18 protein-coding genes are annotated in these 25,049 nt (G+C 62.5%); 3 read left to right on the top strand and 15 right to left on the bottom strand.

All coding sequences use genetic code 11. The features are described 5' to 3' along the window. The 3 genes from EGJ27_RS23670 to EGJ27_RS23660 all read left to right on the top strand — a co-directional run bounded on the left by EGJ27_RS23670 (nt 1) and on the right by EGJ27_RS23660 (nt 4,105). On the top strand, nt 1-2,331 hold the full coding sequence (locus EGJ27_RS23670; RefSeq protein ID WP_177523094.1) for an FdhF/YdeP family oxidoreductase: 2,331 nt from the start codon (nt 1-3) through the stop codon (nt 2,329-2,331). Between the two features lie 200 nt (nt 2,332-2,531). After that, nucleotides 2,532-3,011 carry a glycine zipper domain-containing protein gene (locus EGJ27_RS23665; protein ID WP_125833168.1) on the top strand — a complete coding sequence of 160 codons (480 nt, stop codon included), beginning with the start codon at nt 2,532-2,534 and terminating at the stop codon, nt 3,009-3,011. Nucleotides 3,012-3,280: 269 nt separating this feature from the next. Further along, complete coding sequence (locus tag EGJ27_RS23660) at nt 3,281-4,105, top strand: hypothetical protein (RefSeq protein ID WP_125833167.1); 825 nt, start codon at nt 3,281-3,283, stop codon at nt 4,103-4,105. Here EGJ27_RS23660 and EGJ27_RS23655 read toward each other — a convergent pair. The 15 genes from EGJ27_RS23655 to tagH all read right to left on the bottom strand — a co-directional run bounded on the left by EGJ27_RS23655 (nt 4,095) and on the right by tagH (nt 24,870). Next, on the bottom strand, nt 4,095-5,744 hold the full coding sequence (locus EGJ27_RS23655; RefSeq protein ID WP_125833166.1) for an acyl-CoA synthetase: 1,650 nt from the start codon (nt 5,742-5,744) through the stop codon (nt 4,095-4,097). The genes EGJ27_RS23660 and EGJ27_RS23655 overlap by 11 nt on opposite strands. A gap of 337 nt (nt 5,745-6,081) precedes the next feature. Continuing rightward, on the bottom strand, nt 6,082-6,666 hold the full coding sequence (locus tag EGJ27_RS24815; RefSeq protein ID WP_158619388.1) for a hypothetical protein: 585 nt from the start codon (nt 6,664-6,666) through the stop codon (nt 6,082-6,084). Then, nucleotides 6,663-7,568, bottom strand: coding sequence for an NAD synthetase (locus EGJ27_RS23650; RefSeq protein ID WP_125833165.1), 906 nt, complete (start codon nt 7,566-7,568; stop codon nt 6,663-6,665). Before EGJ27_RS23650 ends, EGJ27_RS24815 begins: the two co-directional genes overlap by 4 nt. 80 nt (nt 7,569-7,648) lie before the next feature. Continuing rightward, on the bottom strand, nt 7,649-8,590 hold the full coding sequence (gene tagQ, locus EGJ27_RS23645; protein WP_125833164.1) for a type VI secretion system-associated lipoprotein TagQ: 942 nt from the start codon (nt 8,588-8,590) through the stop codon (nt 7,649-7,651). A gap of 86 nt (nt 8,591-8,676) precedes the next feature. After that, on the bottom strand, nt 8,677-10,410 hold the full coding sequence (locus EGJ27_RS23640; protein WP_125833163.1) for an SUMF1/EgtB/PvdO family nonheme iron enzyme: 1,734 nt from the start codon (nt 10,408-10,410) through the stop codon (nt 8,677-8,679). Then, nucleotides 10,403-11,599 carry an ABC transporter permease gene (locus EGJ27_RS23635; protein ID WP_125833162.1) on the bottom strand — a complete coding sequence of 399 codons (1,197 nt, stop codon included), beginning with the start codon at nt 11,597-11,599 and terminating at the stop codon, nt 10,403-10,405. The genes EGJ27_RS23640 and EGJ27_RS23635 overlap by 8 nt, the downstream gene beginning before the upstream one ends. Then, on the bottom strand, nt 11,599-12,315 hold the full coding sequence (locus EGJ27_RS23630) for an ABC transporter ATP-binding protein (RefSeq protein ID WP_125833161.1): 717 nt from the start codon (nt 12,313-12,315) through the stop codon (nt 11,599-11,601). Before EGJ27_RS23630 ends, EGJ27_RS23635 begins: the two co-directional genes overlap by 1 nt. Beyond that, complete coding sequence (locus EGJ27_RS23625; RefSeq protein ID WP_125833160.1) at nt 12,315-15,347, bottom strand: serine/threonine-protein kinase; 3,033 nt, start codon at nt 15,345-15,347, stop codon at nt 12,315-12,317. Before EGJ27_RS23625 ends, EGJ27_RS23630 begins: the two co-directional genes overlap by 1 nt. A gap of 11 nt (nt 15,348-15,358) precedes the next feature. Continuing rightward, nucleotides 15,359-16,087, bottom strand: a complete 729-nt coding sequence (locus EGJ27_RS23620; protein WP_125833159.1) for a PP2C family serine/threonine-protein phosphatase — start codon at nt 16,085-16,087, stop codon at nt 15,359-15,361. Beyond that, nucleotides 16,087-16,740: a type VI secretion system-associated protein TagF gene (gene tagF, locus EGJ27_RS23615; RefSeq protein ID WP_125833158.1), complete on the bottom strand. Its 654-nt coding sequence runs from the start codon at nt 16,738-16,740 to the stop codon at nt 16,087-16,089. Before tagF ends, EGJ27_RS23620 begins: the two co-directional genes overlap by 1 nt. After that, entirely contained in the window at nt 16,737-20,240 is a 3,504-nt protein-coding gene (tssM, locus tag EGJ27_RS23610; RefSeq protein WP_125833157.1) for a type VI secretion system membrane subunit TssM, read from the bottom strand. Before tssM ends, tagF begins: the two co-directional genes overlap by 4 nt. After that, nucleotides 20,237-21,556, bottom strand: coding sequence for a DotU family type VI secretion system protein (locus tag EGJ27_RS23605; protein WP_125833156.1), 1,320 nt, complete (start codon nt 21,554-21,556; stop codon nt 20,237-20,239). The genes tssM and EGJ27_RS23605 overlap by 4 nt, the downstream gene beginning before the upstream one ends. A 6-nt stretch (nt 21,557-21,562) precedes the next feature. Continuing rightward, nucleotides 21,563-22,897: a type VI secretion system baseplate subunit TssK gene (tssK, locus tag EGJ27_RS23600; protein ID WP_125833155.1), complete on the bottom strand. Its 1,335-nt coding sequence runs from the start codon at nt 22,895-22,897 to the stop codon at nt 21,563-21,565. A gap of 15 nt (nt 22,898-22,912) precedes the next feature. Beyond that, nucleotides 22,913-23,410: a type VI secretion system lipoprotein TssJ gene (tssJ, locus tag EGJ27_RS23595; protein ID WP_125833154.1), complete on the bottom strand. Its 498-nt coding sequence runs from the start codon at nt 23,408-23,410 to the stop codon at nt 22,913-22,915. 44 nt (nt 23,411-23,454) lie between these two features. Then, a complete protein-coding gene (gene tagH / locus EGJ27_RS23590; protein WP_125833153.1) occupies nt 23,455-24,870 on the bottom strand; it encodes a type VI secretion system-associated FHA domain protein TagH in 1,416 nt (471 codons plus the stop codon). Between the last annotated feature and the right edge of the window lie 179 nt (nt 24,871-25,049).

Below are 25,049 nucleotides of genomic sequence, written 5' to 3'. Positions count from 1 at the left end.
ATGCATCACCAAGCCGACAAGACCCCAAAGCCCCGCTATAAGCCTTACAAAGGCGCGGCCGGTGGCTGGGGCGCGCTGATCAGCGTGACCCAGCACTGGCTGGGCAGCGACAACGCGTTGAAGAACCTGCGCATGATGCTCAAGACCAACCAGAACGGCGGCTTTGACTGCCCCGGCTGTGCCTGGGGCGACTCGCCGGAAAGCGGTATGGTCAAGTTCTGCGAGAACGGCGCCAAGGCCGTCAACTGGGAAGCGACCAAGCGCCGTGTCGACCCGGCATTCTTCGCCCGCTACAGCGTCAGCTCGCTGCTGGAGCAGAGCGATTACTGGCTGGAGTACCAAGGCCGCCTGACCGAGCCGATGGTCTACGACCAGGAAACCGACCGCTACAAGCCGATCAGCTGGGACGGCGCGTTCTCGCTGATCGCCAAGCACCTGAGCAACCTGCCCAGCCCGAACATGGCCGAGTTCTACACCTCCGGTCGGGCAAGCAACGAAGCGGCCTTTCTGTACCAGTTGTTCGTGCGCGCCTACGGCACCAACAACTTCCCCGATTGCTCGAACATGTGTCACGAAGCCAGCGGCGTGGCGCTGTCCCAGAGCGTGGGCGTGGGTAAAGGCACCGTCACGTTCGAAGATTTCGAACATGCTGACGCGATCTTCGTCCTGGGCCAGAACCCCGGCACCAACCACCCGCGCATGCTTGAGCCTCTGCGCGAAGCAGTCCAGCGCGGCGCCCAGGTAGTTTGCGTCAACCCGCTCAAGGAGCGTGGCCTGGAACGCTTCCAGCATCCGCAGCAGCCGATCGAGATGCTGACCAACGGCGACCGCCCGACCAATACCGCTTACTTCCGCCCTGCGTTGGGTGGCGACATGGCGCTGCTGCGTGGCATGGCCAAGTTCCTGCTGCAATGGGAACGCGAAGCCCAAGCTGCCAATGCGCCGTCGGTGTTCGACCACGCCTTCCTCAACGAACACACCCAAGGTGTGCTGGATTACCTGGCGGCCCTGGACGACACCACGTGGGACGAGATCGTCGAGCAGTCCGGCCTGACCCTTGAGGATATCGAGCGCTCGGCGCGCATGTACGCCAAGGGCAAGAACGTCATCATGTGCTGGGCGATGGGCATCACCCAGCATCGTCACTCGGTGGCGACCATCCAGGAAATTTCCAACCTGATGCTGCTGCGCGGCAACATCGGCAAGCCGGGCGCGGGCCTGTGCCCGGTGCGCGGCCACAGCAACGTGCAGGGCGACCGCACGATGGGCATCAACGAGCGTCCTCCGGTGGCCTTGCTCGACGCGCTGGAAAAGCGCTTCCAGTTCAAGGTTCCGCGCGACAACGGCCACAACGTGGTCGAGGCGATTCGTGCGATGGCCGACGGCAGCTCTAAGGTCTTTATCGCTCTGGGCGGTAACTTCGCCCAGGCCACGCCGGACAGCGACCGCACCGCAGCGGCGCTGAGCAAATGCGACCTGACCGTACAGATCAGCACCAAGCTCAACCGCAGCCACCTGTTCCACGGCAAGGATGCGCTGATTCTGCCGTGCTTTGGCCGTACCGATATCGACATGCAGGCCAACGGCCCGCAAGCCGTGACCGTGGAAGACTCGTTCAGCATGGTCCACGCTTCCAACGGCCAGTTGCAGCCGTCCAGCTCGCTGATGCGCTCGGAACCGGCCATCATTGCCGGCATTGCCAACGCGACGCTGGGCAAGAAGCCGGTGGACTGGCTGTGGCTGGTGGAAGACTACAACCGTATCCGCGAGCTGATCGCCGATACCATTCCCGGCTTCAAGGACTTCAACGAGCGCCTGAAACATCCGGGTGGTTTCTACCTGGGCAACGCTGCCGGCGCCCGCCGCTGGAACACGCCGACCACTCGCGCCAACTTCAAGGCCAACACGCTGCCGCTGACGCTGATCCACGAAGGCATCAGCGCCACTGGCCAGACGCCGGACCTGATCATGCAGTCGATGCGTTCCCACGATCAGTACAACACCACCATTTATGGCCTGGACGACCGTTATCGCGGTGTGAAAGGTCAGCGTGACGTGCTGTTCGTCAACGAGGCCGACATCATTCGCCTGGGTTTCAAGCCGGGCCAGAAAGCGGACATCGTGTCGATCTGGAGCGATAACGTGGAACGCCGCGTCAAAGGCTTCACGCTGCTGGCGTTCGATATTCCGGCCGGTCAGGCGGCGGCTTACTACCCGGAAGTCAACCCATTGGTACCGCTGGAAAGTGTTGGCGAAGGCAGCCATACGCCAACCTCCAAGTTCGTGGCGATTCGCCTCGAGCCAGCCAGCGAGACCGGTCGGATCGTCTGATCCCTGCCCACAAAAAAGGCCCGTTTCGCGAGAAACGGGCCTTGATCAAGTAACCTCAGACTGCCAAAACCCACTTAAGTTCCTTAGTGAAAACAGTAACTTAGGTATTTGTGTACCAATCGTGTTACTCGTCGGATTTGCGTTGCCATGGATGCGGTCTGACCTCAGGATCGCGCCGTCATCCCTATGAGATTCCACACATGAAGTATTCCTCGATTCTGTTGTTGTCTCTTACGCTTGCAAGCGGTTTCGCCACAGCTGGCGGTAATCTCGAGTCCGGCGTAGGCGGAGCATTGGGTGGGGTACTCGGTTCAGTCGTCGGTCAACAGATCGGCGGCAGTACAGGTTCGGCAATCGGTGCCGGCCTGGGCGGCGCGGCCGGTGGCGCGGTGGGCGCAGACCGTCGCAACCGTACCGAAGCGGCCATTGGCGGTGGCCTTGGCGCTGCCGGCGGTAACGTGTTGGGCCGCAGTGTAGGCGGCAACACTGGCAGCCTGGTGGGTTCGGCAGCAGGCGGCGGCGCCGGCGCGGCACTGGGTAACTACATGGGCAACGAAAGCCGCGACGATGATCGCCGCTACCGTGGTGGCCGTGACGACCGTCGCGACTATCGCCATGGCCACGGCCCACGCGGCAAGCATTACGGCCATCGCAAGCACAAGCGTCACTGGCGCCATTGATCCATACCGTATGACCAGACTGGCCGCCCTCGAAGCGGCCAGTTTGCGTTCAGGCGCCGCAATTGCCTGGGAGCAGGCTTGACCGCGAAGGTACAGGCCCGGTCGATACATCTGCGGCGGGCATACCGGCCTCTTCGCGGACAAGCGGAGCGCCGCCCGGTCCGTTCCTGCAGGAAATCGCCTGGCTGCCGATACATCGGTGTAACTTTACTTTTTTGCGCGAAGACTACCGGGAACCCTTGTCTGGCGTTGCGCCCCGAGGAGCAGGAATGGAATCCAAACAACAAGCCGATGACAACGGCGTCACGCTCATTGAGCGTCTCAATCCGGCCCAGGTGGATGTGGTGCTGGGTTCGCACCCACGTCGAAAACCGCTACCTGGCGGCCGCAAGTCCCGCCCTTACGGATTGGTGATCGCCTGCCTGGCATTCGTCAGCCTGGCCTGTTGGGTAAGCTCGGCCTTGCTGGTCAGGCCCGCACCCGCGCTGGTGGCTGCCAGCGCGCCGATACCTGAAGACACCCAGGCCGTGCCACAGGCTCCCGTCATGGAGCCGCCAGCGGCTGAAACCACGCGCCCGGCTGCTCGCCCGGTGTCGTATGTCGCGCCGCAAGCCGCCGTGCAGCCAGCCGCCACCGGCGTCAAGCCTCTGGATAACTGCATCAAGGACGGCAACGTCATCGACGAAAGCGTGTTGAACTGTCGCTTTGGCGAAGTCCCTCGTCCGGCCCACACCGAACCGGCCAAGGGCATGGTGTCGCACAGTTACCTGGCCGACTTCAAATCCGGCGCGGCGCGCAAGGAGGAGCCGCGCGCAAAACCTTACACGCTGGTTTCCATGTCGATCCGTGAGTGGGACGGTTCGGACCGCTATCGTGCCGAATGGCGTATGTACGACAACCACATCGATCAGGACAGCGTGTGCGGCAATTTCACCAGCCGCTCGGTAGAGCGGCGTGAATGTCGCAAGTCGGCACAAGGCCACTTCAAGGAGCTGTGCCGCGAGTGGACCAGGCGCGCCGCCCGTGACCGCGATAAAAAAAGTGCGGACACCGAGCAGCGCTATTGTGAAGTAGCAACCACGTTCACCCCTTGACCTCAGTGTTCGTGCCCGGCTCCGAACAGGCCCATTCCCGAAGCAGGAATTTCTGGATCTTGCCGGTGGAGGTCTTGGGCAGCTGGGTGAAGATCACGGTCTTGGGCACCTTGAAGCTCGCCAGGCGCTCGCGGCAGAACTGAATGATCTGCTCCGCGCTGGTATCGTCCTGGCCGACCTTGAGGGTGATGAACGCGCACGGCGTCTCGCCCCATTTCTCATCCGGCCTGGCAACCACCGCCGCTTCCATTACCGCCGGGTGACGATACAGCACGCCCTCGACTTCGATGGTGGAGATGTTCTCGCCGCCTGAAATGATGATGTCCTTGCTGCGGTCGCGGATCTCCAGATAACCATCGGCGTGCCAGACCGCCAGGTCACCGGAATGAAACCAGCCGCCTTCGAACGCCTTGTCGGTGGCCTGCGGATTGCCCAGATAGCCTTTCATCACGGTATTGCCGCGCATGAAGATCTCGCCGATGGTCTGACCATCGCGGGGGACCGGCTCACGGGTCACCGGATCAGCGACCATGACCCCTTCCAGCGTCGGATAACGCACGCCCTGACGCGCCTTGATCGACGCCCGATCATCGGCCGTCATCTCATCCCACTCCGACTTCCAGGCACACACAGTGACCGGCCCGTAGGTCTCCGTCAGGCCATAGGCGTGGGTGATGCTGATGCCCATCGCCTCGACTGACGAGATCACTCGGGCCGGAGGCGCTGCGCCGGCGGTCATGGCGCTCACGGAATGCCGAAAGCCGATCTGCGCCGCCTCGGGCAGGTTAGCCAGTGCATTAAGCACGATGGGCGCGCCACAAAGGTGGCTGACCTGATGCGTTTCGATGAGCTGGATGATTTTTTGTGGATCGACGCGACGCAGAAACACATGGGTGCCGGCCTGGGCGGTGATGGTCCACGGATAACACCAGCCGTTGCAGTGGAACATCGGCAGCGTCCACAGATACACCGGATGCAAGCCCATGCCCCAGGCCATCTGGTTGCCGATGGCATTAAGAAAAGCACCCCGATGGTGATAGACCACGCCCTTGGGGTCGCCGGTGGTACCGGAGGTGTAGTTCAGGGAAATGGGTGCCCATTCGTCCTGCGGCCATTGCCAGTCGAAGTCCGGATCGCCCGAATCCAGCAGGCTGTCGTAGTCAAGGCCACTGAGCGGCCGGCCTTCGCCGTATTCAGGATCATTGACGTCAATGACCAGCGGTGGATTGTCCAATTGCGCCAGCGCGGCCTGGAGGGTGGTATGGAATTCGCGGTCGGCAATCAGCACCCTGGCCTCGCCATGTTTAAGCATGAAGGCAATGGTCGAGGCATCGAGCCTGACATTCAGCGTATTGAGCACCGCACCGAGCATCGGCACGCCGAAATGCACTTCGAGCATGGCCGGAATGTTGGGCAGCATCACGGCGACCGTATCGCCCGCCTGCACGCCCTGCCGGCTCAATGCCGAGGCCAGCTGGCGGCAGCGTCGATAGGTCTGCGCCCAGTCGCGGCGAATGGCGCCGTGGATGACAGCCGGATAATCGGGATACGTGGCGGCGGTACGTTCGAGAAAGCTGAGCGGTGTCAGGGCCATGTGATTGGCCGGGCCTTTGGCAAGCCCCTGATTGAAGATCGACATTACGAACACCTTGGCGAATTGTTAGCTCTAGGCCCGTACAGGCTGGTGATTTCAGGTTTGACTGTACTCAGTTATAGCCTGTACCCAAGGCTTTCGAGACCAGACCTTCGGCTAAAGCTCACCCCAGCATAGCGAAAGGCTTACACGCGCTAGCGGAGGTTGGCCCTTTGTGGCCTGTGGTATTGCCCGTAAGATTGGATCCAACAACTGGTGAACAAGGAGTTCACCAGGATCAAGGACGATCGACCATGCCCGGATGGCTGCCGACAGGGAGTTGGAATGGTCTTTGTACAAACCCGCCTCGGCGGGTTTTTTATTGTCTGCGGGAAAGGGGCGGCTATTGGCGACGGCTTTTTTTCTTGCGCAGGTTTTCGCGGTGGCGTTCGAGCGGGTTTTGCTGGCAACTGGCTTGCCGGAGAGAAGCTCGCATCGAACGGTTATAGACAAACTGTCTGCGCAGTTCCCGACTACGCTCGCTGTTGAGCGACAGCAGCCCAAGCAGCGGGAATATCAGACTGAGTACGTATGTGATCAGGTGAGGCGCATGCGTACGTACCGGCACACTTGAAAGCACAACCAACATGCACGCCACCAGGACGGCTACCAGTATCCAGGTCGCCCACAACCGTCCCCGACTGAGCATGAAACCGCCCAGAGTCAGAACCGTTGAAGCTACGAGCAGGAAGCCCACCATATAGCTCGCTCGTTGAGGGTCATGACTGAAATGAGTCTGGAACACCTGTACCGTCGCAAGCGCTATCGAAAAGATACACATGAAGATGGAGCTGATGAACGAAGGAAAATAACGCCTCAGGAAAGCCAGGAAATCCCAGTAGTACGCGCTCTTACGGCCGTCCTCGCCAGAGGTATCGCGCTGTTTCTTACTCAACTTCTTTTCCTTGTTAACGCCCATGCCGGTCACTCGGCAAGCTCCTCATAAAGCCCCACCGCCATGTTTTGCACGCGGCCGCTACCGGCCAGCCCCATTCCCATGCTCCAGACATCCTGCATCTGCAGTACGGTCGCGGGTCTCAATTCGGTAGGTGTCATGCGCCGGGGGAGTGCGCCGCTGCGTTGCTGGAGTTTCAGCAACCGCGGCGTCAGCCTGGGGTTCTGAAGCGTCAACAGCTCCTGAGTCAATGCCTTGCGTTGCTGCCGATTCAACTCCCGGGTCAGGTCATACCAGGCACGGCCCGTGGCGGCCTTGCGCGCCCGCATCAGTTTGAAGGTTGCAAGCCCGGTGGCCCCGACGCCCATCAGTGATGCCACATCCAGTATGGATGATACGTTCTGGTACCACTCGGCATCGTCCAGCATGTCATTGGCAGCCGGATCGCCCCATTCGTTGACGGTACGTGCAAGGCCGATCATGCATTGGCCCGTGCTTGCTACGGTTGATGCCACACCCATGCTGGCAATAACCGCGCTGGCTCCGGCCGTGAACGGCGCGGCCCCGCCAGCACCGAGTATCGCAATCCAACCAAGAATCGCGCCGCCACAGGACAAGGTGGTATTCAACGCTTCATACACCAGGCGCGATTCCCTGGGACTGCTCTGGACTTGCTGGACGAACTGTTGCGGGGTGATGTGCCGCTGCGCCTCGCGTAGAATCAGCCGCTTGGGCTGAATGCTACAGATCGGCGTGAATTCGCGAAGGGTGACGACGTTGAAATCGGCATCGATGTACACGACACCTGCACCAACGATTCCGGGATCGGAGTCGATGGCTGCGAAAAGTTTTCGGACATTGATCCGACTTTCGATGCGCTGACGCGCCATAACTTGAGAGGGGCTGTTGCTCAACCCGATCATGACTTGGGACATCGGTCTTCCTTGAATCCATCTGCCAGACTTCACCGGCCTCCCTGCGGAGACCGATGAATTCAACGTTGAGCCTCAGTCGCTCAGACGTTCGGGCAAGGCACCGGCGCCCAGTCACCTACGTCCGGGTTCTTGCACATGCTGTTGACCTGGCTCTGGCCAGCGTTGGCGACCTGCTGGCTTTCAGCCTGCTTGGTCTTGGCCTGCTGCAAGGTCTTCTCGGTGGTCACGGCTTCTTTCGGCACCGTCGGCAGTTTGGCCTTGGCCGGTTGCTTGGTCTTCGACACTTTTTTGGTCGACGTGGTGGCGACCGGGGCAGCGTCGGCGTTGGCAACGATCACCACGTCGTTACGCTTCACGCCAACCTGTTGCAGATCTTTCTCGTAGGCCTGGGTGTAGCTGCTCAGGTCTTCGCTGGCGCGGCCATTGACGGCGGCGATCAGGTCGTTCGACTCTTTCAGACCGGCAACGATTTCCGCCAGGCGCTTGCGGCCTTCGGTGGCGTCGATGGTATTAGCCTTGCGACCCGAAATCAGGCTGGTGAATTCACGCTGGTAGCAGGACTGCGAGGCCTTGGCGTATGCCGTGCTGCGGTCGATGTCGCCGCTGCTCTTGCTGATGTCGCTGGCGTAGGAAGCGATACGCTGGTTGTCGTCCGAGATCTGCTTCTGACGCTCGGTGTAGTAACCCGCCGCACCCCCCACCAGTGCGCCGCCGGCCGCGCCGATGGCTACGTTGCGAGCACGCTTGTCGGAGTCGCCGGTCAGGGCACCGGCAAGGGCACCACCGACTGCGCCGAGCGCCGCGCCGGTCGCGACCGATTTGGTCATATCCGAATCGGTCTGGCGCAAGTGCTGTACCGGCTCATAGCAAGACGGGTAGTACTCGACCTTGGTGGACGCGCCCACCTTGGACACCGGAGAACCGGCGCAACCGGTCAGCAGAACGGCGCTGAAACCGGCAGTGGCCAGCAGCATGGCGCGGCCGCGAGAGGCAGAAACGAGCGGGTTACGGGACAAAAGCATAGTTGCGTTCTCTTCCTTAGGTTTAACTGGCTCGGCGCAGCCGGATGCCGCCCGAGTCCCCTTTTTAGCTGCCAGACACCGGCCGGTCATTGCTGACCGGCCGACGCAAGCAGTTGTTTCACTATCGTTTCCGGGTCGGCGCGCTTGTTCTTGCGGTACTCGCCGACGTGATTCACGAACAGGGTGGCGCGGGCCACCAGACTCTTGCCGATGATCGGTTTGCGACTGAGTTCTTCCTTGACCCGCTGAAACTGCGCCTGAATCACTGCGTCGGTATAACGGGTGCCGGTGGCCAGGTTATCGATGTAGATCGCCACCGCGCCGTCCAGCGCGCTGCGTCCGTTGGCGATGGCGGTACCGAACAGCTGGGCGCTGGCGGCATCTTTCGCCGCCTCGGCCTGCTGCTGGCTTTTCTTGAGATTGGTAAGGCGAATGTTGTAGTTGTTGACGGTCTCGGCCACCAGCGCTGCGGACTGGATCAGGTTGCCGGCGGCTTCCTCGCGCTGCCGGGCGATCAGCGAAACGTTGCGCTTGAGCTCTTCGTTGACCAGCCCCAGCTCGGCTTGCAGACGCGGATCGACGCTGGCGGCTATGATGCTGTCCAGGCGCTTGGTCGGATCGTCGTCGGTCGTGATGTCATCGGTCAGCGCGGCAAGACGTCCTTCCTTCTGCCACTGGTCGAACAGTTCCTTGTAACGCGAGCGCGGCGCAGACAACGCCCCAATCGCGACCCTGAACCCGGTGGTCTCGTTACTCTGCTCGCTGCCGTCGGCGGCAAACAGCGGATACTCCCGGCGCATGCCGGTAAACAGTGTGCCCTCGCCTTCCAGATAGTTGCCGCCTTTGGCGACGAAGCCGCCATATGCACCCTGACGGCGCCCGGCATGAACCAGCTGGAAGGATTCCTGAACCATCTCGGCAGCGTTACCGATCACGTCGAACAGGCCGATGGGGTTAGGCAATTTGGTGCCGATCGGCATCAGGCGCGCGGCCTGGCCGGTGCCACCGGCGACCTGGTTGAACACCGCCCAGTCGGCAAGCGGGCCATCGCTTTCACTGCCCTCCAGACGGCGCGGGAACAGCCGGCCTTCCAGATCCTGACGATTCACCGCCTGAGCGCCACGAGCGGCAAACTCCCACTCCACTTCAGTCGGCAGGCGCACAAAGCCGATTCCGCCCTCTTCCACGTCCGTGCCGCGTCCGCTGACCGGCAGCAGGTCGCGATGGTTTTTCATCAACCACGCGCTGTACACCGCCGCAAAACGCTCGGCTTCAAAGCGCGACAGTTTGACCTTGGGCAAGCGCCCTTCCATGCCTGCCGGCGCTTCACAGGCCGCAGCCGCCTCGCCACCGGACAGCGATTGCGCCTGCGCCTGCGCCTGCGCCATGACCTGCGCGTATTGCCGTGCGGTGACTTCGTATTTGCCAATGAAATACATCATCGGCTTGAGCGGCGTTCCGGCTTCGGACTTGGGCAGCAGCGGACTGATGGTCTTGCGCCAGTCGCCGGACAAGTCCTTGAGCGTGAACTGACCGTTGATGAAGTCGCGGCGATAGCCGGAAATGAACGATTGCTTATAGCCGGCCTCACCTTCGCTGAACGGATAGCCGAGGCTGATCTCGCGGTCGTCCAGGCTGCCTTGCGCCAGGATGTAGACATAGCGGAACACCATCTCACCCCCGCACGGCAACGGCAGACTGACGTCGTCGGCCAACGGCTTGGGGTTGTCCAGCTTGTTGTCGTCGGCACCGGCGCTCAATGACGCCAGGCTCAAGGTGGCGATGACCAGCGCCAGGGCGGCGCCGCGCAACTCAGACATCTCTGATTCCTTCCGAAGCTTCGATTCGCGCAACGCGCCAGCCGCCCAGCGCGGCGGCAAATGCGCTGGCACCGAGGACCGCCAGCAGGGCGAATACATAATGACGAGGCAACAGGTGGCTGGCGTATTCACCGGCCACTTGTCCGAATAAACGATTGAGACCCTGCTCGGCCAGACCATAAAGTCCCGCGCCCAGCAGGGCCGCGATTGCGCCGCTGTACAGCGCTTGCAAGACCACGAACAACAGCAATGCGCCCGTGCTGAAACCCAACAGGCGCAAGACCGAAAGATCACGGCGCTTGCGTTCGACCGCTGCCAGCGCACCGGCAAAGACCGCCGCGAAGGCACCGGCAACTGCCAGACCCGCTATCAGCCAGAACACGATGGAAAGGTTGCGACTGAGCGACTGCACCTGAGCAATGGCCGACGCCTGGGTGGAAACCAGCAGCCCGTGATTGGCGAAGTATTGGCGCAGCCCCTCGACGTCATCGAGATGGCGGGCATACAGACGAAATGCCGGATAGATACGCTGCACGGTGGAATCGGTAGCTTCTCCAGGCCACCCCAGCGTCGGCACGGCGCGTCCGTCCCGATAATCTTCGGCCGCCTCCAGCAGTTTCAGGGAGGCGAACAGCGCATCACGCCCGAATGCTTCCAGCGGCAACACGGCCGAAATCTGCAGCCGAGTGTGCCGGGCCTCGATACGTCCATCGACCTGCCGACCGAAAGCGGCTTCCAGCCAGTCGCCGGTCCTGGCGCCCAGCTTGTCGGCGGCGGTCTTGCTCAGCACCACGGTATCCAGCCGATTTGGGGCCGGCAACGCGCCCAGCAAGGGGTCGTCAATGGCCGTCGGAATCATTTCGACGTTCACGGCCTGGCCGTTCAGAGTCAGGTCGACGGTCGCGGCAATCTGGCGGGTGCGCGGCAGCACGAAGGCAACATCGGGGCGCGTGGCAAGCTGGTCGATGAACGGTGCCGTGAAACGCCCGCCGCCGAGGGGAATGATTTCCCGCACGGCGGGATCGCGTTCAAGGCGCTCGGTCAGGCTGCCTATCAGGCCGAACTTGAGGCCGAACAACACCAGCAGCGGCGCAATCACCGCGACCAGTGCCAGCACATTGCACGCCGACAACCGTGTCTCGGCGCGATAGTCCTGCCAGGCCATCCCAGCGACCAGAGAAGCGCGCATCAGCGACAGGCCTCCAGCGTGGCAACGACACCGCCATGGGCGTCGCGCTCGCAGCCGATGCGCAGCACCTGCAAACCCGCGCCGCGCACCAGCGCTTCGTCATGGGTTGCGATCACACAACAGGTGCCCTGTCGTTCGGCTTGTTTGAGCAGCAACTGGATCACCCGACCGGCGTTGAGGGGGTCGAGTGCGGCCGTGGGTTCGTCAGCCAGTAACAGCTGCGGTGCATGGGCGAGCGCCCGGGCACAGCTGACCCGTTGCCGCTGGCCGACGGAAAGCGCGCCGGGCCTCTTGCGCAACTGGTCGCCGATCTCCAGCTGATCGGCAAGCCGTTGCACGCTGCCGTCATCGGCCAGCCCCAGCAGCTTGCGTGGCAGCGAAATGTTGTCGCGCACATCCAGATAGCCCAGCAAGCCGCCGGTTTGCAGGACGTAACCCAGATGCCGACTGCGCAACCCGGCCAACTGATCGTGCCGGGCTTCGCGCCACAGGCCGCCAATATCGTATTCGCCCTGGGCCGTGGAAAAGTCGAAGCGCTGTACCTTGTCCGGCGAGGACACCAGCGCCAGCAGGTCCAGCACCGTGCTCTTGCCGCAACCGCTTGGCCCGACCAGCGCGTACTGTCGCCCCGCTTCGAGTTCGAGATGCGGGATTGCCAGGCTATAGCGCTGGCGATCCGCACCGCGGGTCTTGTGTACATCGCGCAGGCTCAACATCACGGCAACGTCGACAAAGGAACGCGGTACAACGCATCACCCGGCTCGGCATCGCCGAACCGCACCCAATTGGCGAGATCGTTGTGGAAGGTTTCATACAAGCGAATCTTGGAATCCAGCTCGTCGATGAAGTCCTCCTGCTCGGCCACGCTGAGCGACAGCCACAAATCCTGGGTCATGTTCAGCGACTTACTGCGGTACGGCAGTCCTTCGAGGTATTCGCCCAATACGCCACCTTCGGCCAGATTGCCGCCTTTGCGCAAAGCAGACGGATCGCGACTCATATAGGCACTGGCGCTGGCGATTTCCTGAAAGAAATCCTTGGGCGAGGTTTGGGTCTTGCGTGCTGAATCGACAATCAGCTTCAGCGATTGCTGCAAATCGTTGAGCTGCAGCTTGGTCAGCATCACGCACACCTGGAAGGCGGGCAGCGACAGATTGGTCAGGTCGCGATCCGCGGTCCAGGCGCTGACCAGCTGCGGTGCCTGACTGGCCGCCTTGCGCCCGAGAAAGTCCATGTGCATGGCGTAACCCACAGCGGCTGACTTCTCTGCGACGCTTGGCGCGGCAGCGAGCAGCGGCACGGCCTGGTTCTGGTTGCTGCGAACCTGATGCACCAGGTCGGCAAACACCGAACCAATTTCGTCGACCCGCTCGCCGAACTTGCGTACATCACCGCCCTGAACGGGAATGTACAAATCGCCGATCTTCGGATTGGCATCGGCGGTCAGCACGCGGTACTGCTGCTCGGCCAAGGCGTGATTGTTCTTGCCTGCATCGGTGCGCAAATGCAGCGCGTAGATCTTGATCTGCTTACCAAGCGCGGCCTGGCGCACCTCGGCTTCGTTCATCTGGGTGCCGCTCAACGGATCGCTTTTGCGCAGCGAGCCGGCATCGCTGACCAGCAGAATCAGGCGCCCGCCGTAGCCGGACCAGTTCAGGCCATTGACCGCCTGCATGACACCCGCAAATGAATCCTCGTTGAACGAGTGGCTCGACACCGAAGTGGCCTTGACCTCTTGGGCCAGCTGCATGAAACGCTGCGGATCACGTCCCTGATCCAGGGTGACCAGCGTCTTGGTCAGGTACTCAAGCCCGGGCGTCTTTTCCGGGTTATTGCGAAAGCCGACCAGGCCGAAGCTGACGCTGTCCAGCTCGCCCCGCTGGGCGATCTTGTTTTGCAGCTCGTGAACCACTTCGCGCACGCGATCAATGTAAGGCTGCATGGACACGGAGGTATCGACCACCAGCACTATGGCGGTACGGAACGCATCTACCCCGGTCGGTTTGCGGAGTTCGTTGCCGGCGGTTTTCTGCGGAAGGTTGCCCGGATCGATGGACGCTACATTCAGCAACTGCACGGGCTGGCCGTTTTCGTCGAAGCTTTCCCGCGATTCGAAGATCGGCAGCAGGTAGAACTGGTCCTGCGGCACGGCGCTGGCAGCCGGCTCCAGCGCAACAACCTGGCTGTTGTCGGAGCGTTCGGCCTGGGCCTTGAGCAACAAGCTCTTCGCCGCTGCCGGATCGGCGATCAGCTTTTCCAATTCGCTCGGCTGGCGGACGAACATCACCGGCGCACGACCGGAGCGTTCCGTGAACTTCAAAACCAGACTCTGTTTCCAGTCGCTGACCTGTTCGGCGGGCAACCAGCCTTCGCTGCGCCCGTCCGTGGCCGCACCCACCCGCAGCCACTGGCGACCATTGAGGCTCTGTCGCTGATAGACGTAGAGCACCGAAAACGCCGGTAGCGGTTTATCGGCCGACTGGCCCGGCGCGCTGGCATAGGCCGCGCCCGGCTTACTCAATACCCGCTGGAACAGGGTCTTTTTACCTGCCATCAGCAATGGCCGCTGGCCGCCGTCGGCGTCTGTCGTGGCCGGCAGTTTTGTCGATGCGGCTACCGAGGCAGCTTGCGGAACGACCGGCGGAGTCGCGCTGGCCGCAGGCGTCGCTGTGGCTGCGCTCGGAACCGATGCAGGCGACCCGGAGTTCAGCCACCAGTATCCCGCGCCACTCAGACCTAACGCGGCAGCCACGGCCAGCGCCAGCAAGGCAACGGCAGAGCCGCGCCGTGGTTTATCGACTTCGGTCTTGTCGAGCGTGGATTCAGACGCGGGAGCCGGCTTGTAAGCAGGTGGTGCAGTGACAGGAATGTCGATTGAAACAGGCGTCAGACCTGCCAGCCCGTCATCGACCGGAGCTTTGAATACCGGCTGAAATACGGTTCGCTCGTCACCCACCAGCGTCAGTTGATCGAGCGCCGCGAGTAAAGTCCTGGCATCCGGAAAACGCTCGGCCGGGTCCTTGGCGAGCAGCCGGCTCAGGATGTCCTGATAACGATCATGATGAATCGGCAGCGCCGGAAGCGGCTCGGTCAGGTGCGCCAATGCCGTGGACAGTGCATCAACGCCGTTGTAAGGCAGCTTGCCGACCAGAATTTCATAGAGCACCACGCCTAGCGCGTACAAATCGGCACGCCCGTCGATATCCTGGCCCCGCGCCTGTTCCGGGCTCATATAGCTGGGCGTGCCGACGGCGAATCCAGCCTGGGTGAACTGGGTGCGATCGTCCAGCGACTTGGCGATCCCGAAGTCCGACAGCACCGCGTTGCCATCTGCCCGGAACAGGATGTTGGCCGGCTTTACATCCCGATGCACAAGGCCCTGCTCATGGGCGTAGCCCAGCGCGGACGCGATCTGGCGAATGTAAAGCAGGCCCTGCTCGGGCGCCAGGCCCGCGGCGATGCGCTCCTTGAGCGTGCCGTTGGGCAGGAACTCCATCGCCATGTAATACAGCTGGTCGACATTGCCGATGTCGTGGATGGTCACGGTATGCGGATGAGACAGGCGCGCCAGGGTGCGGCCTTCGCGCAGGAAGCGTTCACAGAACGAAGGGTCGGCGGCCAGCGAGGCGGCCATGACCTTGAGGGCGACCTTGCGTTCCAGCGAGCGCTGGGTCGCCAGGTACACGGTGGCCATGGCGCCTTCGCCAATTTCGCCCTCGATATCGAATCCAGGAATCAGTATGTCCATGTGCTCTTTCTTTACCCGGCTTTGACGACGATGGCGGTGATGTTGTCGGGAGCGCCCCGGGTCAGGCCCAGATGCACCAGGCTGCGCACGATTTCGTAAGGGTCCGGGTGCCCGAGCACGTCGCGGATTTCCCGGTCTTCGGCGGTCTTGTTCAGACCGTCGCTGCACAGCAGATAGCTGTCGCCGGGCTTCACCTCAAGCTGGACCTGCGCCAGCTCCAGCCGATCCTGAACACCGACGGCGCGGGTCACGATATTGCCGCGTGGGTGAACCCGCGCCTGGGCTTCATCGAGCAGCCCGCTGTCCATCAGGTCCTGCACGTAACTGTGGTCACGCGAGATGCTTTCGAGCACCCCATCGCGCAGCCGGTACAAACGACTGTCACCGGCCCATAGGCAGACGGCTTCATCGGCGCGCACGACCAGCAACACGACGGTGCTGCCCATCATGCTCACGGCGCGTACCCGGGTTTCTTCGCGCACGGCAGCGTTGACTTCGTCCAGACGCTGACGCAAATGCTCGCAGTAGGTATCGAGCAGGTCGCGAGCCTGGACGCCGCGCAGGCTGTCCACGATCAGGCTGCTGACGTAATCGCCGGCCGCATGGCCGCCCATGCCGTCGGCCACGACCCAGAGCCCGTCTTGGGGCACTTCCAGGAACGCGTCTTCGTTGATCTGACGCACCATGCCTACATGGCTGTAGCTGGCCGATTTATACGTAATGGACGAAGCTGGCAGCATCAGACCGACGCCTCCCGGCCCAACAGGAAACGACCAAACTGCGCAGCGGCCGGCAGCCCTGAGCAACGCAGCAAGCCGGGCGCAATGCTCTGCGAGCCCTTGCCCCACCACAGGCTGGCGCCGACACACGCCTGTTCGGCCAATGCCGCATGACGTGCTTGGGGCGAGGCGGCCGCAAAGCGCTGCAACCCGGCGAATTCACTGACCGCTTCTCGGGTATTCACGGCAGGACGGCCCAGTGCCTGCAATCCGGCTTCGAATGCTTCGAAGGTAGCGTCAGCTTCCAGCGTTCCCAACAGCAGGTCTTCCGCCTGTTCGAACCAGTCGTCCGCACTGCCGATGAGTCCCGCGAGCGCCTGTTCATGGTCGAGGGTCACGGCCAGGGTCAACGGGAAGTAACGCCCTACCCGGTCGATGCTCGGCATCAGCACGCCGACTACGGCATCCGCTCCGCAGACGTCCGCGGCCAGCACAAAACGCCACAGCGGGCTGACCAGATACGCGTCCAGCCAGGCGGCGCCGAGCTGTTGCTGACTGGCCAGCAGGCCGGACGCCAGCCACGCGTCCCAAGGCTGAATGAAGCTTTGCGGCAAGCCACGGCTGACGAAATCGCCCCGGCTGGCCAGCTTTCCGTAAAAGCCTGAGGTGGTCATAGCCGCTCCGGCAGGCTGAAGCCGCTCAATACACGGCTCTTGAACGGGTTGAACGCGCTGTTGGCGCGCAGTTCGTAGGCGATGCTCGCGCCATCGACCCGCAGCCGCAGGTTGAAACGGTCCGGCGAATTGCCGGCGGTCAGATCCGCCTGATCGAGCAGCCTGAACCACGCCCACGGTCCGTCCAGCGTAATGCCCGACCGCCCGCTGGCGGAAGGCGGCGAGATCGACAGCCGCACCACGCCGATACTGCCAGGGTTGGGCCATTGCATCGCAACCGGACGGCTCGGGCCGTGGTCGTAGCTGATCTGCTGTCCGTCGAGGTCAAGCAGGAATTGGGTAATGGATGCGTCCATCGCCACCGGCTTGAGTTCAAAGCGCACGGTCGGCTGAGTGCCGCCTGCGCGGAAGAACGCATCACGAATGGCACTGGCGCGCTGGAACGTCTGCAACACCCCGGCATTGATACCCAGCTTCTGGGCCGCGCCCGGCTGCCAGCGCCAGGCGCTCGCCGAAGTGTCGACGTAAGGTTGCAGGTACTTGCGAAAGTAGTTGTCCATCACGCCGCCAACGCCGAAAAACTGACCGAAGTCGTCCAGCGTTGCGTCGCGGGCGCTGCCCGGAGACATCGGATAGCGGCCACCGAGGGACTGGCGATAGACGTTCACCACTTCGCTGACCCAGGCCGCATTGAGCTGGTTACGCACGCCGCCCATCATGGTGTTGGTGGTGGAGTTCACCACGGACTTGACCAGGCCCTGCACCAGCCGAGGCTGGCGTTCGGCAGTCAGGCTGACCCGCGCAGCCGCCGCTGAGGCCTGATTCTTGGCTTCGCCGAGCAAGGCGTCGCCACTGGCGCCGACCATGGCGCTGACCTGCACGTAGAGCGCATTCATGTCGCTCAACAACGCATCGATGGCCGCAGGCTCGCCTTCACCTTTGCTGACCAGCGCCTTGAGTTCGGCGAAATGGGCGCTGACCGGATCATCCACCGCGACCGGCGCGCTGTTGGCAGCGGCTTGTTGCTGGCCGAGCAGAGAACCCAAGCGCTGCTTGAGCTGATCGACATTGTCGTCGGCTTTCTTGCCTTGCTCGGCCAACAGACGCTGCTCCGCTTGCAGGTCGGTTTCCTTCGCAACAGCCGCCAGCACCTTCTTGAGCGGCGAAGCCGGGCCGGAAATCACCCGCAGCACGTCAGCCGCCTGGGCCACGCTGGTGATGGGCACGAAGTCGATATCCGCCAGCAACGCATCCCACTGGCGCACATAGTCCTGGAAATACAGGCTGCGCACTTCAGCGGCAAGGCTGGCGACGTCGAGCTGCTCAGCCTGATCACGCCCCAGCACCCACTGTTCTTCAGCGATGGTCCCGGCCTGGTTCAGGCTGCTGAGCAAGAACCCTTCGCGATAGCCTTTGGCGGTAAACAATCCACTGAGCGGCTCGGCCAGCGGCTTGCCGCTCTTGCGACTGAACACCAGCGCCGCATCTCGGCCACCCGCTTCGCTGAGCCGGAAATCGGACACGCCGTCGGGCAGTTTTTGCCGTTTGACCCGGTCATAGACTCGCTGGGCCAGCGGCAATTGCTGCAACTGCCGACGCAGATCGTCGATCAGCCGCTGGTCCAGGCGTGCATTGGGCGGATGCCGCTCGAACAACGCCTGCAGATGCTCACCCAACGCCAGGCGCTGCTCCGGTGCCAGATCGCGAGGCAGGCTGCGTTCCCAATCCAGTGCGATCCAGGCCTTGATGAAGTCTGGATCGTAATGTTCGTTGTCGGCGAGCATCAGGTAGGCTTTGAGGCCTTCGTACAGGTAGTCCGACGAGCCACCGTTGTGCAATTGCTCCTCGATGCGGGTCACCAGCCGTGGCGCGAACACGGCAATCAACAGCTTGCGGTAGACGCTGCTCGATTCGGCTTCCAGCATGTCGCCCTGATACAAGCCCAGCCCGCGGGACCAGGACGGCGGATCGCCAGCCAGATGCCGGACCGCGTTAAGCAACGGCAGGACCGCCAGCACATCGCGCTGCGCCGGGCTCAGGTTCTGCACGGTCTGGCCCAGCGGCGCGACCTTCTGGTCGACCTGCGCGATATACGCCTGGTTGGCGTTGTAGCTCACCAGCCAGGCTGCGCTCACCAGCAACACGATGGCAACGGTCGCAGCCAGCACGCCCCGGGCCATCCACTTGCGGCGCCTCTCGACCTTCGGATCGACACCCATCAGGCCTTGTTCGGCGAAGGCCACAGCCGTGAACAGTTTTTCGATGAAATAGCTGCGGCCGGTGCCGGTCTGACGCGCCAGCTGCTGGCGGTCCAGGTTCATGCTCTGCGCCATCGCCCCGATCAGACGGTCGATCGGGCTGCCTTCCTGGGTGCCGCTGGTGAAGTACACACCGCGCAGCAATGCACGCTCCTCGAACGAATTAGGCTTGAACACGCTATCGAGAAACTGCTGAAGGGATTGGCGGATGGCCGCAAATTGCTGTGCAAAACCGTAGATCAGGTCGCGCCGAGCCGGGTCGCGCTCCTGTTGCAGGCGCTCTACCAGCCGGGCGTTGAGGCGCTGCTCAAGCGCGGCGAATTCACTCTGGAAGTCCTGCAACGGACCGTCGACGCTCTTGCCGTCGTCCAGCGCAAACGTCATGCCCCACACCTGAGCCCGTTCATCCTTGCTCAAGGCGTCGAAGAACTCCATGAAACCGGGCACCAGGTCCATCTTGGTCAGCATCAGGTAGATCGGGAAGCGCACGCCCAGCTGAGTGTGCAGCTCCTGAATTCGCGAGCGGATCGCAATGGCATGCGCAGCGCGCTCGGCCTCGCTGCCCAACAGCAGGTCGGAAAGACTGATGGCGATGAACGCGCCGTCGATGGGCCGTCGGGCGCGCTGGGTTTTCAGCAGGTCGAGAAAGCCCAGCCAGGCGGCTTTGTCCACCTGCGCATGGCTGTCCTGGGTGGTGTAGCGGCCTGCGGTATCCAGCAACACAGCCTGATCGGTGAACCACCAGTCGCAGTTGCGCGTACCGCCCACGCCGCGAATCGCCCCGGCGCCCAACTGCGCAGCCAGAGGAAAATGCAGTCCGGAGTTGACCAGCGCGGTGGTCTTGCCCGAACCGGGCGGGCCGATGATCACGTACCAGGGCAATTCGTACAGATTGCGCCGCTGATCGCCGCCAAGACGTGCTTTCTTGAGCAGAGCCAGCGCTTCATCCATGCGTTCGCGCAGGATCGCCAGTTCCTCGGCGGTTGCGACGCTGGCAGGATCCGGCGCGGTTTCGGCGGCCAGGCTCTGCATGACCTTGGCCGCCTGTTGGCGGGCCTGGACGATGCGCCAGGTGCGATAACCGATCCACACCGCAAACAGCAGGGCAATCACTGCCCAGCGACGTCCTTCCGGGACCAGGGCTTCAAGCAGCGGGCCGACGAACCAGATGATCAGGCTCAGGGCAATCAGTCCCAGCAGCGGGACGACCCAGCGAACGACAAAACCGAAAAACGCCTTCACTCGACCCCCTCCGCCAACACAGTGATTTCAACCCGACGATTTTTCGCCCTGCCTTCGGCGGTGGCATTGGAAGCCAGCGGTTCGGTGTCGCTGCGGCCCTCGGCGGTGAAGCGTTGAGGCTGGCCGGTCTTGGCCGCGAGGATGTGCAGAACCTGCTCGGCGCGCGCTTCGGACAACGCCCAGTTGGACGGGAAGCGCAGTGTTGCGATAGGTCGATTGTCACTGTGGCCGGCGACCCGCACGTCGCCCTTCACTTTGCGAATCGCATCGGCGATGCGCAGCATCAACGGCTGGAAGTCGTCCACGATAGTGGCGCTGCCCGAAGCGAACAGTTCGTCGCCACGAATGGTCACCACCGAACGATCCACCGCGTCTTCGACCGCCACCTTGCCAGCCTTGATTTCTTCGGCCAGGAAGCCGGCCAGACGTGGCCGTTCCACCAGTTTGGGCTGGACTACCGGCCGGTCGATGGACTGCACTGGAATCTCGCCCAGTGCATGGATGTTCTTGAACACCGGCTCGGCATCGGACGCCAGCTTCAGGCGCAACACGAACAGCAGCAGCAACAACAGCGCCAGACCGATTGCGACGCCGACCCAAGGCGGCATGAACTGAGTCAGGCGGTCACGCGCCATGGTCAGACCGCGCCAGTGCGGCGACAACTCGCGCTCGTATTCGCCCCGTGCGCTTCGAATCGCTGCGCTGGTGCGTTCGCGCAGCGCTTCGAGTTCGCTGCGGCCATTGTTCATGACCCGATAGCGTCCTTCGAAACCCAGGCACATGCACAGGTACAGCAACTCCAGCAGGTACAGCCGTTCACGCGGACTTTGCAGGCAGTGATCGAGCAACTGGAAGACCTTTTCCCCGCCCCAGGCTTCGTTATGCACGGTGATCAACAGGCTTTGCTTGCCCCATTCGCTGGTGCTGCCCCAAGGCGTGCTCATGACCGCTTCGTCCAGCGCGGTACACAACACGTAACGCGCCAGCAGTACGTCGTTGCGCACCACGCCCGCCTCTTCCGCCCGCTCTTCGAACTGGCGCAGGTAGGCCAGCAGTTGTGCACGCAGACTGGCAGGCGCGGGGTGGGCGATGGTGCTGCGCAGCCGTGTGAGCAATGCCAACAACGGACCGGCTGCACTTTCCAGCGGATTGAGCCCTTGCGCCTGGCCGCCGCTCAACGGCGCGGACGGCACCTGCAACGGCGCCTGTGGCTGCGGCGCGCCGGCAGGCGCAGACCGACCACCAGGGCGAGGCATGAATTGGGTACGGTCGCCGGCCGGCGCGCCCGACCCGGGAAAATCGTCGTTGGACTGCATCGCGATTTATCCTCGAATAGCCCAGAAAGCCAGGTTCAGGCCTGGGAACTCTCCGGCCACATGGAATGCGAAACCGCCCGAGTGCATCAGTTGCTTCCAGTGCTCGCTGCCACGGTCCAGTTCGTAATAAGTGGAACCGGCATGGAACGGGATCTGCCGCGGCGCGACCGGCAACGGCAGCAGGCCGATACCCGGCAGCTGGAGGTTGACCAGATCGCGGATGTGTTCCACCGAGCCGATCTTGCTCTGCTGACTGAAACGACCACGCAGGGTCTCACTCGGAATATCGGCGCGCACCACCAGAATGAAGCTGGCGCTGTCGATCAGATTCTTGTCGGCCAGCATCGCGACGTGAACGCCATAGGCCTTCTCGATGATCGGGATCGGCACTGCCTTGCTGTCGATCAGCATCGACAGCGCCTCGCGCAGTGCGTGCATGACGGGCGTGAAACTCAACTCGAGATCGTCGTGCTGGTAACGCGGGAAGTCGTCCGGGCGGCGCTCGGCGCTGGAGAACGTCGCAAACTCACCGGCCAGGCTCACCAGTTCGCTGTAGAAGCGCTCGGGGTGCAGCGGTGTCAACTGGCTGAGATGGTTGATCAGCGGTTCGGCACGGTTGACCAGTTGCAACAGCATGAAATCCGCGATCTCCGACGCGCCGCCCGCGCCCGATGCCACTACCCGGCCTGCGAGGGCCTGCCCGCGCTGGCGCAGCAGACCTTGAAGCTCATTGCGAAACGCCGATAACGAGCGATTGGCGGTGACGTCCAGCAATGGCGGGATGTAGCTGTCGTCCAGCACCAGCGCCTGATCGGCGCGCTTTTCCTTGACCCGAACCACGCCAATCGTTGCGTAATCGCTCAAGCCGTCCTGAGCCGTCAGCAAACGCAGCGCACGGGAGCCGATGGCGACCGGCGCACGGTTCTCAAACGGGGCGTTGTCGTCGCGCACTTCGCGCACCTGGCTGACATACCGCGCAGCGCCCACCACTTCACCTTCATCCACGGTATCCCGCGCGCCGGCCCGCTTTAGCGGCAAGGACAGGTACACCACGCCATCGCGCAAGCTGTCTTCGATGCACAACGGGCTCGGCGCCAGATCATCCTGAGGAATGTTGAACGGCGTCCCGTCAGGTAACAGGCCTCGAGCGGAGACGATTGCCAGCTTGCCCTGAGCCAGCAGGCCCTGGTCGATCAACAGCTCGGAGAAGCCCCAGGCGCCGGCCGACAGCGGGCGGCTGCGCGCGTCGATGAGGTTTTCCAGGTAACGGTCATGCTGCTGGAAGTGCTGCGTTCCGATGAACATGCCTTCCGACCAGACCACTCGATTGTTCCAGGACATGATTTCTCCGATTACCTATTGAGCGGGGCGGTTGACGACGTCGGTGCGCATGGCTCGCACGTCAAGATTGATTCGATGTTCGCTGCCGCCGTGTGGCGGGACGTTGAGCACGGCGCGCCACAATGCGCGGTCGATTTCGCGATAGCCCACCGCCAGGCCGATGTGACGGGTCGCAGGATCAAGCGTGCGCACCACGATTTGTCGCTCGCCGGGCTGCACCAGCACTTCGTCCTGATCGATCAGATCGACACTCAGGGTCGCTGCCGCACGGTCGGCCAGCGCGAAATAGTCGGCGCGCATGAAAGCGCCGGTGTTCTTCAACTCGTAGACGCGCACGCGCACCGGCGCAGGCTGTCCGTCAGCGCCGGGGTTGAGCCCGGCGGCCGCCTGGAAGTCGAGAGTGGTAGCGCTGTCGGTCGCCGCTGCGGGCTTCTGGTCGAGAGGCTGCACATCCTTGGCACAGGCAGAGAGCAGCAATACGGTCAATGCTGCCAATACAACGCTGCGATACATCCTGTTTCCTCGGGGCCGTTGGCTATCGGGTTGACTTATGTGGTTCAGCGACGACGCAGTCGCGCACTGTGTTCTTCATAGGCGCGACTGAATTCGCGACCGAACAGATCCTGAAAATCATCTTCGGCCTCGCGTGAAATGTTGCTGTACAGCGTGGTGAACTGCTGCCAGTACTGAGCCTGGCGCGAACCACTGAACAGGTTCGACAGACCACCGGCCTTGCCGCCCATTCGCGCCTCAAGCTCCGCCGGCTCGAAACGTTTGAGCAAGTGCTTGATGGCAGCCTCGACGCCGGCCATCACTGCCAGCTGATGGGCGCGCAGGTCATCGAAACTGTCGCTGACCGCCTGCTCCGGCGCCATGAATGCCTGGTTGCCGTGACGCAACAACAGCAACAGCGCTTCGTCGGCGTTCGGCGCGAACTTCAGAGGGTTGTTTTCTACCGGCCCGATCATGGTCTGCTGCATACGGAACTCGCCCTTGAGGCTGGTACGCGCCCGCAATACATCGATCAGTCCCTCGACCATCAGCCGATAACTGCGTCCGATGGCTTCCATCTGCGCTTCGGCCTGCACGGTGTCGATCCGCAACTGATCAAGGCCGGCGCCGCGCAGGAAAGCCTGGAGCAAGTCGGGTCGCACGTGTGGGGCGGCTACGGGTTCGCTGGCAACCGGCTCGGCTGGCCTGGACTCGGCCGCAGGGGCAACAGGCTCGGGAGCGGCCCCGGGCTCGGGCTTGGCAAGCACGACGGGCGGCAGGCTGCTGCCGGCGATGTCGGCAAAAGGGTCCCAGTCATCGGGAATCAGCCCGACCCCAGCCGCAGGCTCGACGACGGGCGCGACCGGCGTTGCTGGAACCGACGGGCTCACGGGCGCGGGCGGCCGGAAATCGTGCCGTTGCGCCGGCACGTGGTCAGGTCGGGTAGGCGGTGCCACGCTCGACGGTGCCAGGAAGTCGAACAGATCGGGAAAGGTATCCTGAGATGAGCCGCCCATGAACTGGGCCGTCGCGGCGACAGCCGGTGGAGGCATGGCAACGGGGTCATACAAGGGTGCCTGATTACCCTGGCGCGCCATCAAGGCTTCGAAACTGTTCGCAGAGTCGACACCTGAGATGCCGCCGTCGACCAGTTGCATCTTGAAGTCGATCCGCGCACGAAGCTCATACTCACCAATACGGATAACCTCGCCATCCTGCAAAGGCTCGCTGTTGCCCCTCCGCAGACGTACTCCGGCATTTACCAGTTCCACGCCATTGGTACTCAAGTCCGTTAGATAGTAACGGCCGTCTTTGTATTGAATAACGCAGTGCTTTTGCGAAACCAGTCGTTCCGGATCAGGCAGTACCCAGTCATTTTCTTGACCACGGCCAATTGCCATCACGCCCATGTCCATTGATTTCTCAGGACATTGTCCGGGGGTGATCTTATGGTAACTAGTGATAGTCAAGCACAGCGACATCGCGCCTCCCTGGATATATCGCGCATGAGCAATTCAATATTGAAAGTGTGCGTGGGCGTAATCGCGCCTCGCACGAGCGAAACGATTGCAACATTCAAGGTCTATTGTGCCGCTGTCTGTCCGCGTGCAATCAAGAACAGTTTCATGACAATGAGTCAAAGTCGTGAACGCCCGCACGT

The organism is Pseudomonas sp. v388 (genome assembly GCF_003935425.1).
In the GTDB taxonomy this organism is placed as follows: domain Bacteria; phylum Pseudomonadota; class Gammaproteobacteria; order Pseudomonadales; family Pseudomonadaceae; genus Aquipseudomonas.
Note: the sequence above shows the minus strand (reverse complement) of the source record. Positions and strands in the feature narration are given on the sequence as shown.

What these genes read in the sequence shown, in the direction of transcription:
- EGJ27_RS23670 (WP_177523094.1), top strand. Translation starts at nt 1, where the DNA reads ATGCATCACCAAGCCGACAAGACCCCAAAGCCCCGCTATAAGCCTTAC.
- EGJ27_RS23665 (WP_125833168.1), top strand. Translation starts at nt 2,532, where the DNA reads ATGAAGTATTCCTCGATTCTGTTGTTGTCTCTTACGCTTGCAAGCGGT.
- EGJ27_RS23660 (WP_125833167.1), top strand. Translation starts at nt 3,281, where the DNA reads ATGGAATCCAAACAACAAGCCGATGACAACGGCGTCACGCTCATTGAG.
- EGJ27_RS23655 (WP_125833166.1), bottom strand. Translation starts at nt 5,744, where the DNA reads ATGTCGATCTTCAATCAGGGGCTTGCCAAAGGCCCGGCCAATCACATG.
- EGJ27_RS23650 (WP_125833165.1), bottom strand. Translation starts at nt 7,568, where the DNA reads ATGTCCCAAGTCATGATCGGGTTGAGCAACAGCCCCTCTCAAGTTATG.
- tagQ (WP_125833164.1), bottom strand. Translation starts at nt 8,590, where the DNA reads ATGCTTTTGTCCCGTAACCCGCTCGTTTCTGCCTCTCGCGGCCGCGCC.
- EGJ27_RS23640 (WP_125833163.1), bottom strand. Translation starts at nt 10,410, where the DNA reads ATGTCTGAGTTGCGCGGCGCCGCCCTGGCGCTGGTCATCGCCACCTTG.
- EGJ27_RS23635 (WP_125833162.1), bottom strand. Translation starts at nt 11,599, where the DNA reads ATGCGCGCTTCTCTGGTCGCTGGGATGGCCTGGCAGGACTATCGCGCC.
- EGJ27_RS23630 (WP_125833161.1), bottom strand. Translation starts at nt 12,315, where the DNA reads ATGTTGAGCCTGCGCGATGTACACAAGACCCGCGGTGCGGATCGCCAG.
- EGJ27_RS23625 (WP_125833160.1), bottom strand. Translation starts at nt 15,347, where the DNA reads ATGGACATACTGATTCCTGGATTCGATATCGAGGGCGAAATTGGCGAA.
- EGJ27_RS23620 (WP_125833159.1), bottom strand. Translation starts at nt 16,087, where the DNA reads ATGCTGCCAGCTTCGTCCATTACGTATAAATCGGCCAGCTACAGCCAT.
- tagF (WP_125833158.1), bottom strand. Translation starts at nt 16,740, where the DNA reads ATGACCACCTCAGGCTTTTACGGAAAGCTGGCCAGCCGGGGCGATTTC.
- EGJ27_RS23605 (WP_125833156.1), bottom strand. Translation starts at nt 21,556, where the DNA reads ATGCAGTCCAACGACGATTTTCCCGGGTCGGGCGCGCCGGCCGGCGAC.
- tssK (WP_125833155.1), bottom strand. Translation starts at nt 22,897, where the DNA reads ATGTCCTGGAACAATCGAGTGGTCTGGTCGGAAGGCATGTTCATCGGA.
- tssJ (WP_125833154.1), bottom strand. Translation starts at nt 23,410, where the DNA reads ATGTATCGCAGCGTTGTATTGGCAGCATTGACCGTATTGCTGCTCTCT.
- tagH (WP_125833153.1), bottom strand. Translation starts at nt 24,870, where the DNA reads ATGTCGCTGTGCTTGACTATCACTAGTTACCATAAGATCACCCCCGGA.